Genomic DNA, 12,599 nt, shown 5'->3' on the forward strand with positions numbered 1-12,599 from the left:
CGGACGGTGACGGCGGCTAGGGCTTCTGCACCGTTCGGTGTACGGGGCGGGGCAGCCAGACGGCCATCAGGGCGGCCGCGGTGACGAGGAGGGCGGCGGAGACGCGGAAGGCCATGGCGTAGCCGGGGACGAGCCGGTCGCCGTCCGGCGTCCCGAGGGCGCCGGCGGGGACGGAGGCCGCGACCGTCGTGAGGACGGCGAGGCCGAGGGCGCCGCCCATCGTGCGGGAGGTGTTGACCAGGCCGGAGACGAGGCCCGCGTCGCCGGGGGCGGCGCCGGAGGTGGCGAGGGTCGCGAGGGGGGTGGTGGCGAGGCCGATGCCGCCCATCATCAGGAGGCCGGGGCCGAGGATGGTGGTGAGGAAGGTGCCGTCGGCGGTCATCGTCGACTGCCAGACGAAGCCGGCGGCGGCGACGAGGAGACCGGCGACGGCGAGGTTCCTGGCGCCGGTGACGGCCATCAGGCGAGGCGCGGTCTTGGAGCCGACGAGGACGGCGAGGGAGCTGGGGACGAGGGCGAGGCCGGCCTGGAGCGGGGTGTAGCCGAGGACGTTCTGGGCGTAGACCGTCATGAAGAACCACATGGCGAAGGAACTGGCCCCGCCGAGCATCATCCCGGCGTTGGCGGCGGACACGGCCCGGTTGCGGAAGATGCCGAGCGGGACGAGGGGTTCCTTGGTGCGCCGCTCGACGGCGACGAAGACGGCGAGGAGGGCGAGGCCGCCGAGGAGCGGGAGGAGGGTGGCGGCGGAGGTCCAGCCGGACAGCTCGGTCCGGACGATGCCGTACGCGAGGGTGGCGAGCCCGGCGGTGACGAGGACCGCGCCGGGCAGGTCCGGGCGGCGGCCGGCGTCGGCGCGGCCCTCGCGGAGCCCGAGAGCGGCGGCGGCCAGGATGAGGACGCCGAGGGGGACGTTGACGAGCAGGACCCAGCGCCAGTTCAGCAGGTCGACGAGGACGCCGCCGACGAAGCCGCCCGCGGCGCCGCCGGCCGCGCCGACCGCCGTCCAGGTGCCGATGGCCCGGGTGCGGGCGGCGCCGGCGGGGACGGCGGCGGTGACGAGGGTGAGGGTGGCCGGGGAGAGCGCGGCCGCGCCGAGGCCCTGGGCGGCCCGGGCCGCGATGAGGTGGGCGCCCTCGGGGGCGAGGCCGCCGACGACGGAGGCGGCGGTGAAGAGCCCGAGGCCCGCCAGGAACATGGTCTTGCGCCCGTACAGGTCGGCCGCCCTGCCGCCGAGGAGCATGAAGCCGGCGAAGGCGATGGAGTACGCGTTGAGCACCCACTGGAGGCCGAGGGTGCCGAGTCCGAGGTCGGCCTTCATGGAGGGCAGGGCCACGTTCATGACCGAGACGTCGAGGACGACGAGGAACTGCCCGGCGCAGGCGACGAGGACGACGAGCCAGGGGCGGGGGACGCGTATCGGGGATCGGGTCGTGGCGGTTCCGGTGGCGGAGTCGGTCTGCGGCATGCGTGTCATGGTCGCAGAACGGCTCCGACCCGTACATGAGCGGAGGAACCGGTCCTCGGGGGAAGAAAGTCCTACGTCTTGCGCAGGAGGGTCACGCCTTGCGCAGGAGGGTGACGACGGCCGCGCCGCCGAGGCCGATGTTGTGGGCGAGGCCGACGCGGGCGCCGGGGACCTGCCGGGCGCCGGCCTCGCCGCGGAGCTGCCCGACGAGTTCGGCGGCCTGGGCGAGTCCGGTGGCGCCGAGCGGGTGGCCCTTGGAGATGAGGCCGCCGGAGGGGTTGACGACCCAGCGGCCGCCGTAGGTGGTGGCGCCGGACTCGACGAGCTTGCCGGAGGCGCCTTCCGCGCACATGCCGAGGGCTTCGTAGGTGAGGAGTTCGTTGACGGAGAAGCAGTCGTGGAGTTCGACGACGTCGACGTCCTCGATGCCGAGTCCGGAGCGTTCGTACGCCTGCCGGGCGGCCTCCCGGGACAGGGGGCGGCCGACGGCGTCGATGCACGAACCGGAGGCGAAGGACTCGCCGGTGTCGGTGGTCATGGCCTGGCCGGCGATCTCCACGGCCCGCGCCGCCAGGCCGTGGGCGGCGACGAAGCGCTCGGAGACGACGAGGGCGGCGGCGGCGCCGTCGGAGGTGGGCGAGCACTGGAGCTTGGTGAGGGGCCGGTGGACGGTCCGGGCGGCGAGGATCTCGTCGACCGTGTGGACGTCCTGGAACTGGGCGAGGGGGTTCCGGGAGGAGTGGAGGTGGTTCTTGGCGGCGACGGCCGCGAGCTGCGCCTCGGTGGTGCCGTACCGCTCCATGTGCTCGCGGGCGGCGTTGCCGAAGATCTGCGCGGTGGGCGGGGACGCCTCGAAGCCGTGGGCGGCGGCCATGATGCCGTAGTGCCGGGCGACGGGCGAGGTGGAGAAGTCCCCGGCGCCGGCACCACCCCCCAGGGACCCCCTGCTCATCTTCTCGAAGCCCAGGGCGAGGACGCAGTCGGCGATGCCGCCCTCGACGAACTGGCGGGCGGTCATGAGGGCGGTGGAGCCGGTGGCGCAGTTGTTGTTGAGGTTGTAGACGGGGAGGCCGGTGAGGCCGAGTTCGTAGACGGCCCGCTGGCCGGCGGTGGACGCCTGGAAGCAGTAGCCGACGGCGGCCTGTTCGACCTTCTCGTACGGGATGCCGGCGTCGGCGAGGGCGGCGGTGCCGGCCTCGCGGGCCATGTCCCAGTACTGCCAGTCGCGGGTCTCGGGCTTCTCGAACTTCGTCATGCCGACCCCGGCGATGTACGACTTCATGGCGTGCCTCTCAGTCCCTGGGGAGGCCGAGCAGGCGCTCGGCGACGACGTTGAGCTGGACCTGGGTGGTGCCCCCGGCGATGGTCAGGCAGCGGGACATGAGGAGCCCGTGGACGGCCGCCGCGCCGGGTCCCTCGCACACGGCGCCGTCGGGGCCGAGGAGTTCGAGGGCGAGTTCGGCGGTCTTCTGCTGATGGAGGGTCTGGACGAGCTTGCGGACGCTGGCGCCGGCGCCGGGTTCGAGTCCGGAGACCTGCAGGAGGGTGGTGCGCAGGCCGATGCAGGCGAGGGCGTGGGCCTCGGCGAGGAGGGCGCCGGTGCGGGCCCGGACGGAGCCGTCGGCCTCGGCGGACGCCTTGATGAGCGCTTCGAGGCCGGTGTCGAAGACGACCTGGTCGGCCATGTGGACGCGTTCGTTGCCGAGGGTGGTGCGGGCGACCCGCCAGCCGTCGTTCACCTCGCCGACGACGGCGTCGGCGGGGAGGACGGCGCCGTCGAACCAGACCTCGTTGAAGAGGGAGTCCCCGGTGATCTCCTTGAGGGGGCGGATGTCGATGCCGGGGGTGTTCTTCATGTCGACGAGGAAGTAGGTGAGCCCCCGGTGCTTGGGGGCGTCGGGGTCGGTGCGGGCGAGCAGGATGCCGTGGTCGGCCCCTTGGGCGGCGCTCGTCCACACCTTCTGGCCGGTGATCCGCCAGCGGCCGTCCTCGGTGCGTTCGGCGCGGGTGCGGAGGGAGGCCAGGTCGGAGCCGGCCTCGGGTTCGGAGAAGAGCTGGCACCAGCGCTGTTCGCCGCGGAGGGTGGGGCCGAGGTGGCGTTCCTGCTGTTCCGGGGTGCCGTGGGCGAGGAGGGAGGGGACGACCCAGGTGGCGATGCCGAGTCCGGCGACGGTGATGCCGGCCTCGTCGAGTTCGCGCTGGACGGCGAGCTGCTGGAGCGGGCCCGCGCCGAGGCCGTACGGCTCCGGGAGGTGCGGGGCGGCGTAGCCGGTGGGTGCGAGGGCGCGGCGGGCGGCGGCCGGGTCGAGTCCGGCGGCGGGGGCGAGCGCCGCCCGGGCGGCGGCGCGGTACGGCTCGGCGGCGGGCGGCAGGTCGAGGCGGAGGCCGCGGCGGAGGCCGGTGGCGGCGTGCCGGAGGGCGTCGAGCCGGAACCGGTCGCCGGTGCCGAGGAGCTGGCGGGCGACGAGGGCGCGGCGGAGCAGGATGTGGGCGTCGTGTTCCCAGGTGAAGCCGATGCCGCCGAGGATCTGGATGCAGTCCTTGGCGCAGCCGTACGCGGCGTCGAGGGCGGTGGCGGCGGCGAGGGCGGCGACGAGGGGCCGCGCGGGGTCGTGGACGGCGCGGGCGGCGTCCCAGGCGAGGGCGCGGGCCTGTTCGAGCCGGACGAGCATGTCGGCACAGAGGTGTTTGACGCCCTGAAAGCGCCCGATGGGCCGGCCGAACTGTTCGCGGGTGCGGGCGTGTTCGGCGGCGGTCTCGACGGCGCGGGCGGCGGTGCCGCAGGCGTCGGCGGCGAAGAGGACGGCGGCGAGGTCGTGCGCGAGCCCGGTGTCGAGGCCGAGCGTCCGGTCGGCGGGCACGGGGAGGGCGGCGGCGGTGACCTCGGCGGTGGGCCGGGTGGGGTCGGCGGAGGCGTGGGGGCGGACGGTGGGCCCCGGTCCGCCGGAGGGGTGGGTGTCGACGGCGAGCCAGACGGTGCCGTCGGCGGTGGCGGCCTGGAGGAGGAGCAGGTCGGCGTGGGTGGCGCCGAGGACGGGGGGCGCGGTGCCGTCGAGGACGTACCCGGTGCCGGTCCGGACGGCGGTGAGCGTACCGGTGCCGCCGAGCGCGACGGCGCCGATCCGGCGGCCCTCGGCGAGGTCCGCGACGAGGCCGCCGAACTCTCCTGCCCGGTGCAGGAGTTCGGTGGCGAGGACGGACGACAGGTAGGGGCCGGGGAGGAGGGCGCGGGCGGTCTCCTCCACCACGACGGCGAGGTCGTCGAGGCCGCCGCCCCCGCCTCCGTACTCCTCGGGTACGTGGATCCCCAGGAGGCCCTGCGCGGCGGCGGCGTCCCAGTGTCCGGGCCGGCCGGCCGGCGGCTCGGGCGCGTCGAGCCACCGGCGGAGCTCCTCGGGGGGTGCGGCGCGGGTGAGCCAGGCGCGGACGGACCGGGCGAGGTCCCGCTGTTCGTGCGTGATGGCGATACCCATGGCGCGCAGACTAGAACACGTTACATTCTGACGGAAGGTCAGATACGCGGTCTCGTGGAGGACTTCGCCGGGAAGTCGGACACGGAGCGGATTCCGGCGCCCCAGGGCGGGACGGGCGCCAGGTCGTTTCTTTCGGATCAGGCCGGATCAGGGAGCGGCGGAGGGTGGGGCCAGGCGTCGCGAGCCCGGCATGATCCGGAAGAGACGGCCTAGTCCGCGTCCGACCCCGGCGACTCCGGCTCGGGCTCCGCGGGCTTCGTCAGCAGGATCTCCCGGGCCTGTTCGGCGGCGCGGACGATCCCTTCGCTCACGAAGTCCATGAAGCGGGCGACGTTCTCCAGGCGGGCGGCGGCCGGGGTGCCGGGACCGAGGACGGCGACGCCCTGCCGGGCGATCTCGACCATCTGCTCGTTGGCCTTGGCGGCGGCGATCATCGACTGGTACCAGAGCTCGTCGTCGACGATGTACCGCTCGCGGCGGCGGTCGTCGCGCTCGCGGCGGATCAGGCTCTGGCTCTCCAGGAAGGCGACGGCCTTGGAGATGGACCCGGCGCTGACCTGGAGCCGCTCGCCGAGTTCGCCGGCGGTGAGACTGCCCGCGTCGGTGGCGTAGAGGGCGGCGAGGACGCGGGCCGTCATGCGGGGCAGACCGCTCTGCATGAAGACGGTGGCGAACGCCTCCTCGTAGTCGCGCACGGCCGTGGCGTCGCGCCCGTCGCCCCGCGCGACGGGCCGGGCGTCGCCGCCGGCGGTCCGGCGCCGGCGGGCGCGGCTCTCGGTGGCGCGGTGGGCCAGGTCGGGGCGGTAGGCGGTGGGGCCGCCGTTGCGCATGACCTCGCGCGTGACGGTGGAGGTGGGGCGGTCGAGGCGCCTGGCGATCTCCGCATAGGCGAGCCCGTCGCCCAGTCCCAGCGCGATCTGCTGACGTTCCTGCTGGGTGAGCCTGCCTCCCGGCATCGCGATCTCCCTTCGTCCGTGCCGACATCGGGGCCAGCATAGCGTTCACCGTCTCACCATTGCAACGCCGTGGCATATGCCGTTGCATCAATCCAGCCGTCATTGCAATGAAATTACCACGTTGACCAGCACTGATGCCATTCCAGTGCAACGCACTTGTTGCCACACCCCGGAAAGCAACGTAGCTTTTCCCATGTCGGAAACGCCGACCACGACTCCACGGGAGAAGCCACACCATGCAGACCTTCGCCACCACCGCCCCGATCACCACCGTCGTCGACATCCCCGCCGGCCACCTCCGCTTCATCGCCGCCGACCGGGCCGACGCCACCGTCGACATCCGCCCCGCCCGCCCCGGCAAGAGCCGCGACGTCAAGGCCGCCGAGGACACCACCGTCACCTACGCCGACGGCGTCCTCACCATCACCGCCCCCGAGGCGAAGAACCAGCTCTTCGGCCCCTCCGGCGCCGTCGAGGTCACCGTCCAGCTCCCCGCCGGCTCCCGCGTCCAGGCCAGGGCCGCCGGCGCCGAACTCCGCGGCGTCGGACGCCTCGGCGACGTCAGCTACGAAAGCGCCCAGGGCCCGGTCAAGCTCGACGAGGCCGCCACCGTCCGCCTCGCCCTCCAGGACGGCGACATCACCATCGGCCGCCTCAACGGCCCCGCCGACCTCACCACCGCCCGCGGCGACCTCCGCATCACCGAGGCCACCACCGGCACCGTCGTCCTCGCCACCCAGTCCGGCTCCATCACCGTCGGCGCCGCCCGCGGCACCGCCGCCACCCTCGACGCCGGCACCTCCTACGGCCGCATCCACAACACCCTGCAGAACGCCAAGGGCACCGGCGCCGACCTCACCATCCGCGCCACCACGTCGTACGGCGACATCACCGCCCACGCCAACTGACCGCCCCCACCGCCTTCCAGAGAACGAGGAGCACACCCGTCATGACGCACCCCGCGATCGCGGCGAACGGTCTGCGCAAGTCGTACGGCGACAAGGTCGTCCTCGACGGAGTCGACCTGACCGTCCCCCAGGGCACGGTCTTCGCCCTGCTCGGTCCGAACGGCGCCGGCAAGACGACCGCCGTGAAGATCCTCTCCACACTCGTCTCCGCCGACTCCGGCCAGGCGTCCGTCGCCGGCCACGACCTGAGCCGCTCCCCGCAGGCCGTCCGAGCCGCCATCGGCGTCACCGGCCAGTTCTCCGCGGTCGACGGCCTGATCACCGGCGAGGAGAACATGCTCCTCATGGCCGACCTGCACCACCTGCCCAAGGCCGAGGGACGCAGGGTCACCGCCGAACTCCTCGCCCGCTTCGACCTCCTGGACGCCGCGAAGAAGCCCGCCTCCACCTACTCCGGCGGCATGAAACGCCGCCTCGACATCGCCATGACCCTCGTCGGCGACCCCAGGATCATCTTCCTCGACGAACCCACCACCGGCCTCGACCCCCGCTCCCGCCACACCATGTGGCAGATCATCCGCGCACTCGTCGCCGACGGCGTCACCGTCTTCCTCACCACCCAGTACCTCGAAGAAGCCGACCAACTCGCCGACCGCATCGCCGTCCTCAACGGCGGCCGCATCGTCGCCGAAGGCACCGCCGACCAGCTCAAACGCCAGATCCCCGGCGGCCACGTCCGCCTCCGCTTCACCGACCCCGACGCCTATCGCAGCGCCTCCGACGCGCTGCGCGAGGCGACGGGGGACGACGAGGCCCTGACCCTCCAGATCGCGAACGACGGCAGCCAGCGGGCGCTCCGGGCGCTCCTCGACCGGCTCGACACGGCCGGCATCGAGGCGGACGAACTCACCGTCCACACCCCGGACCTCGACGACGTCTTCTTCGCCCTCACCGCCACCACCGTCCCCGCCCAGCCGAAGGAGACCGCCCGATGAGCACCCTGTCCCTCGCCGTCCGCGACTCGTCCACGATGCTCCGCCGCAACCTCCTGCACGCCCGGCGCTACCCCTCCCTCACCCTGAACCTGCTGCTCACGCCCGTGATGCTGCTCCTGCTCTTCGTGTACATCTTCGGCGACGTGATGAGCGCCGGCATGGGCGGCGCGGACCGCGCCGCGTACGTCGCCTACCTGGTGCCGGGCCTGCTGCTCATGACGATCGGCTCCACCGTGATCGGCACGGCGGTCTCCGTCTCGAACGACATGAGCGAGGGCATCATCGCCCGCTTCCGCACCATGGCGATCCACCGCCCGTCGGTCCTCGTCGGACACGTCGTCGGCAGCGTCCTCCAGTCGGTGGCGAGCGTGGTCCTCGTCGGCGCGGTGGGCGTGGCGATCGGCTTCCGCTCGACGGACGCCACGGCCCTGGAGTGGCTGGCCGCCTTCGGCCTGCTGGTGCTGTTCGCCACGGCGCTCACCTGGATCGCGGTCGGCATGGGCCTGGTCTCCCCCAACGCGGAGGCCGCGTCCAACAACGCCCTGCCGCTGATCTTCCTGCCGCTGATCTCCAGCACCTTCGTCCCGGTCGCGCAGATGCCGGGCTGGTTCCAGCCGATCGCCGAGTACCAGCCCTTCACCCCCGCCATCGAGACCCTCCGCGGCCTCCTCCTCGGCACCGAGATCGGCCACAACGGCTGGATCGCGATCGCCTGGTGCGCCGGCCTGGCCGTCCTCGGCTACGTCTGGTCGACGAGGACCTTCGCCAAGGACCCGAAGTAACCGCCGTGCCGGCCACCCCCGGCACCCGCGTCCCCCCTCCCGGGGCGGCCTGTTCCGGCACCACGCCGGAGCACGCCGCCCCGTCGGCGTCTCAGCGGGACGCTCCGGCGGCGTCCGGCCCGAACCGCCGCCGGTACGCGGACGGCGACAGGCCCGTCTCCCGGCGCACCAGCGCCCGCAGGTTCGCCGCCGTGCCGAGTCCGGTACGCCGGGCCACCACGTCCAGGCGTGCCTCGCCGCGCTCCAGGAGCCGCCGGGCCAGCGTCACCCGCTCCCCCGTCAGCCAGGCGAGCGGGGTCGTCCCCAGCTCCGCCCGGAACCGCCGGTGCAGCGTCGCCGGGCTCACGGCGGCGCGGGCCGCCAGGTCGGTCACGGTCAGCGGGCGGTCGAGGCGTTCCTGCGCCCAGGCGAGCAGGGGCGCCAGGGACTCGTCGGGGACCGGCGGGACCGGCCGCTCGATGAACTGCCGTTGTCCGCCGTCGCGGTGGGCGGCGAAGACGAGCCGCCGGCTGACGGCGGTGGCGATCTCGGCGCCGTGGTCGCGCCGGACCACGTACAGCCCGAGGTCCAGGGCGGCCGCGCTCCCCGCCGCCGTGAGGATGTCGCCGTCGTCGACGAAGAGGACGTCCTCCTCGAACCGTACGGCCGGGAAGCGCGCGCGGAAGGCGTCCGCCCACTGCCAGTGCGCGGTGGCCCGCCGCCCGTCCAGCACCCCCGCCTCGGCCAGCGTGAACGCCCCGCTGCAGAAGCCGATCAGCCGCGCCCCGCGCGCGTGCGCCCGCCGGATCGCGTCGAGGACGGCGGGCCGGCGCGGCACGGCGATGTCGGGCCGGTTGGGCACGATGACGGTGTCGGCCGTGTCGGCGGCGTCGAGCCCCCGGACCCCGGACAGCGTGAAGAAGCCGTCCCGCATGACCGTCTCCGGCTCCGGCGAGCAGAGCCGGAAGTCGTAGAGCAGCTCGCGCCCCTCCCCCAGCTCGGGCCGCCGCAGTCCGAAGACCTCGCTGGCACAGCCGAGCTCGAACGGGTTGGAGTTGGCGTCGACGATCACGACGACCCGGTGGAGCGACCGCCGCCGGGCGGCCTGCGAGGATTCTTGCGCCATATGCGATTCCTAGCACTCACCCCGCGCCGCCCGCCACGGCGAGGATCGCCCCATGAGCAACGAACCCCTCTCCCTCTCCGCCGCCCTCGCCTCGTTCGACGCGCTGTGGAGCCCCAGGATCGTGACCCGCGTCAACGACTACGACGTGCGTGTCGCCAAGGTCGCCGGCGAGCACCTGTGGCACGCGCACGACGACACCGACGAGTTCTTCCTCGTCCTCGACGGCGAGCTGCACATCTCCCTGCGCGAACCGGCCGGCGAGCGCACGGTCCGCCTCCCGACGGGCTCGGTCTTCACCGTCCCCCGGGGCACCGAGCACAAGCCGTACGCCCCCGCCGGCGCGTCCCTCCTCCTCTTCGAGCCCACCGGCACCTCCACGGTCGGCGACCGCCACGACGAGGTCCCGTCCCACGTGGACGCGACGACGGGCCACGCGCTGCAACTGTGATCATGGGCCGCATGACCCGCACCCTGTCGACGCCGCCCGTCATCGAGGCCGGCGCGCTGTCCGTCCGCCCCCAGCCCGTCCTCCCCGCCGCCGGAGGGCTGCTGCTGCGCCCCTGGGCGGAGCCCGACGCCCCCGTCTTCCTCTCCGCGTACGCGGACGAGGCCCTGCGGCGCTGGCACACCCGCCGCCCCACCTCCGAGGAGCAGATCGTCGGCTGGTTCGACGGCTACCGCGAGGACTGGGCGCGGGAGAAGGGCGCCCACTGGGCGGTCACCGGCGCGACCGGGGAGGTCCTCGGCCGGATAGCCCTGCGCGGCTTCGACTTCGACGACGGCGTCGCCTGGGCCGGCTACTGGGTGCTGCCGGCCGCCCGGGGCGCCGGGGTGGCCACCCGCGCCCTGACGGCGGTCGCCGCCTGGGCGCTGGACGAGGCGGGCTTCCACCGCGTGGAGCTGGAGCACTCGGTCCACAACGCGGCCTCCTGCGGCGTCGCCGGGAAGGCCGGCTTCGCCCTGGAGGGCACCAAGCGCAGGGCCGCCGTCCACGACGACGGCCCCCACGACATGCACCTGCACGCGCGCGTGCGGGGCGACTGAGCCTCAGCCCTCCGCGCCGCCTCGGATCCGCAGCGGGCCGCTCTCCTCGCGTTGTCAGTGGGCCCTGTCACGATGGCGATCAGACCGGACAACGATCGTGAAAGGGCGTGCGCGCCATGGGGACCTGGGACATCGGACCGTTCGACAACGACACCGCCGCCGACTTCTCGTACCGGGTGGACGAGGCCGCCGACGGGAAGAAGGCGGACGTGCTGCTCGCGGCGTTCCGGGAGGTGACCGGGGCCGGGGAGGAGTATCTGGACGCGGACTTCGGCGCGGAGGCGATCGCGGCCGCCGCGCTGGTGGCGGCGCAGTGCCCGGGCGGAGAGGCGGTGACCTCCTACGGGCCGAAGAAGCCGCTGGGTGACCTGCCGGTGGAGCTGCGGGCGGAGGCCGTCGCCGCGCTCGACCGGGTGCTCGCCGAGCCGTCCGAACTCCTGGAGCTGTGGGAGGAGTCGGACGGTGAGGAGTGGAAGGCGGGGGTGCTGAAGCTGCGGGGGGTGCTGACGGGGGCCTGAGCCGCCGCCAGGTGTACGGACCGCAGCATGGTTGATGCGGGTGATGGAGGGAGCTGCTCCCGGTATCAGGTTCGGGAGCAGCTCCATGTGCGTCAGCTTGCCCAGGCGGCTTCGCCTCGCAGGAGACGGTGGTCCGACATGCCCGGCGTACACGCGGCGGAATCGCCGTAGACCGAGGTGAACTTCGGGCTCACGAAGATGAAGTCGAGCTTGATGGGAACGAAGGCGCTGTTCCCGGTACTGCACGTGTCTGCGGTCGCCTCACCGCTACGGCACACGGACATGCCGGCACAGACAGGCTGGTCCGCGGCGTTGTTCTTGATGAAGTAGTTGGTGTCCGTCTCGTCCACCTCCTGGAAGATGCCGGTGCCACCCTGGTGGCCGGTGTGGTAGAGCGGAGACAAGTTGGGGGTGTACTTCGTGGCGCTCTCGTCAGCGGCCTGGCTGACAGGGGGGTTGAAGTCCCCGCCGAGAATGATCGGCTCGCCGGCGGCCGCGTACTCGTCCATCTTGTAGTCGACGGCTTCGACCTGAGTGCGGGGATTGCTGTAAGACCACTTCCCACCCATGAAGGAGGCGGTCTTGAAGTCGATGTGCGTGTTGCACACGCGGGTCATGCGCCCCTTGACCGGTGCGAGGCCGCACAGCAGGGCCCGCTCTTCACCAGCGGCGGGGTTCGGCAGCCAGTGCACCTGACGGTCGGTGATGGTCGGCTCGCTGCCCTTGACGAGGATCACCAGGCCGAACAGGTTCTCGGTCTCACTGGAGCCCGCCCACGTGCCCCACTTGTGATTGTCCTGGTTGCCGCAGCCTTCGTACGTCCTCGTCGCATGCCAGATGGAGTCGTACTGGTCACCCCCGACCCGGCTCTGGAGGGCGTTGCGGAGATGGATCCACTGCCCGTAGCAGACCTCCTGGAGCATGACGACGTCAGCGTCCCAGTTGTCGATGGCGCTGATCATCGTGTCACGCCACGTGGTCACGTTGCCCTGGTAGACCGGGCACTTCCCACCACAGACGTTGTAGGAGAGAAAGCGAGGATTGGCCGGGTTCGGCGTCACCTCGGCGGAGAGGGTGGTGGGGAGGCCGGTGGCACTGGCCTGGGCCGAGTTGACGGCGGAGGGTATCCCCAGCATGAAGATCAGAGCCAGGAATACCCGAAATATTGTGCGCACGTTCACGCGCCTTTCACTTGGGAACGGCGCATCCTCACGCTGGAATGATCTTGAAATCAACCATCCTCTCGAACTTGTGTCTTAACGCACACTCGTTCGATGTATTTTTTGACGAATGGTCATGAGACGTCCTGACGTGGGTTTTCGCGTGCGGACACCGCCTGGCGGCGGCGAC

General features: G+C 72.7%; 12 protein-coding genes. 6 read left to right on the forward strand and 6 right to left on the reverse strand.

From position 1 onward, the window contains the following. Positions 1–16: 16 nt before the first annotated feature. The 4 genes from ABFY03_RS11750 to ABFY03_RS11765 all read right to left on the reverse strand — a co-directional run bounded on the left by ABFY03_RS11750 (position 17) and on the right by ABFY03_RS11765 (position 5,897). The gene (locus tag ABFY03_RS11750) at positions 17–1,477 is read right to left on the reverse strand and encodes an MFS transporter (protein ID WP_386723647.1); all 1,461 of its coding nucleotides are present in this window, start codon (positions 1,475–1,477) and stop codon (positions 17–19) included. Positions 1,478–1,559: 82 nt separating this feature from the next. After that, positions 1,560–2,750, reverse strand: a complete 1,191-nt coding sequence (locus ABFY03_RS11755; RefSeq protein WP_346169855.1) for a lipid-transfer protein — start codon at positions 2,748–2,750, stop codon at positions 1,560–1,562. Between the two features lie 10 nt (positions 2,751–2,760). Further along, a complete protein-coding gene (locus tag ABFY03_RS11760) occupies positions 2,761–4,941 on the reverse strand; it encodes an acyl-CoA dehydrogenase family protein (protein WP_346169856.1) in 2,181 nt (726 codons plus the stop codon). Between the two features lie 209 nt (positions 4,942–5,150). After that, positions 5,151–5,897: a GbsR/MarR family transcriptional regulator gene (locus ABFY03_RS11765; RefSeq protein ID WP_319007568.1), complete on the reverse strand. Its 747-nt coding sequence runs from the start codon at positions 5,895–5,897 to the stop codon at positions 5,151–5,153. 236 nt (positions 5,898–6,133) lie between these two features. On the opposite strand from ABFY03_RS11765, the gene ABFY03_RS11770 reads away from it, so the two are divergent. From ABFY03_RS11770 to ABFY03_RS11780, 3 genes are read left to right on the forward strand one after another with little or no spacing between them, the layout of a single operon-like run. Continuing rightward, positions 6,134–6,805 carry a DUF4097 family beta strand repeat-containing protein gene (locus tag ABFY03_RS11770; RefSeq protein WP_346169857.1) on the forward strand — a complete coding sequence of 224 codons (672 nt, stop codon included), beginning with the start codon at positions 6,134–6,136 and terminating at the stop codon, positions 6,803–6,805. A gap of 41 nt (positions 6,806–6,846) precedes the next feature. Continuing rightward, positions 6,847–7,800, forward strand: coding sequence for an ATP-binding cassette domain-containing protein (locus tag ABFY03_RS11775; RefSeq protein WP_346169858.1), 954 nt, complete (start codon positions 6,847–6,849; stop codon positions 7,798–7,800). Continuing rightward, complete coding sequence (locus tag ABFY03_RS11780) at positions 7,797–8,582, forward strand: ABC transporter permease (RefSeq protein WP_346169859.1); 786 nt, start codon at positions 7,797–7,799, stop codon at positions 8,580–8,582. The genes ABFY03_RS11775 and ABFY03_RS11780 overlap by 4 nt, the downstream gene beginning before the upstream one ends. Before the next feature lie 91 nt (positions 8,583–8,673). On the opposite strand, the gene ABFY03_RS11785 is transcribed toward ABFY03_RS11780, so the two are convergent. Then, positions 8,674–9,687, reverse strand: coding sequence for a GlxA family transcriptional regulator (locus tag ABFY03_RS11785; RefSeq protein WP_319013679.1), 1,014 nt, complete (start codon positions 9,685–9,687; stop codon positions 8,674–8,676). A 52-nt stretch (positions 9,688–9,739) separates the two neighbouring features. On the opposite strand from ABFY03_RS11785, the gene ABFY03_RS11790 reads away from it, so the two are divergent. The 3 genes from ABFY03_RS11790 (at position 9,740) to ABFY03_RS11800 (ending at position 11,249) form a co-directional block, all read left to right on the forward strand. Then, a complete protein-coding gene (locus tag ABFY03_RS11790) occupies positions 9,740–10,135 on the forward strand; it encodes a cupin domain-containing protein (RefSeq protein ID WP_346169860.1) in 396 nt (131 codons plus the stop codon). An 11-nt stretch (positions 10,136–10,146) separates the two neighbouring features. Further along, a complete protein-coding gene (locus ABFY03_RS11795; RefSeq protein ID WP_319013681.1) occupies positions 10,147–10,731 on the forward strand; it encodes a GNAT family N-acetyltransferase in 585 nt (194 codons plus the stop codon). Positions 10,732–10,847: 116 nt separating this feature from the next. After that, positions 10,848–11,249 (forward strand): DUF4259 domain-containing protein, encoded by a 402-nt coding sequence (locus ABFY03_RS11800; protein ID WP_319013741.1) that lies wholly within the window; start codon positions 10,848–10,850, stop codon positions 11,247–11,249. A gap of 92 nt (positions 11,250–11,341) precedes the next feature. Here the strand turns inward: ABFY03_RS11800 and ABFY03_RS11805 are convergent, their stop codons facing one another. After that, a complete protein-coding gene (locus tag ABFY03_RS11805) occupies positions 11,342–12,430 on the reverse strand; it encodes an endonuclease/exonuclease/phosphatase family protein (protein ID WP_319013682.1) in 1,089 nt (362 codons plus the stop codon). Positions 12,431–12,599: the final 169 nt, after the last annotated feature.

The sequence above is a fragment of the Streptomyces roseofulvus genome, from assembly GCF_039534915.1.
GTDB classification, from domain to species: Bacteria; Actinomycetota; Actinomycetes; order Streptomycetales; family Streptomycetaceae; genus Streptomyces; species Streptomyces roseofulvus.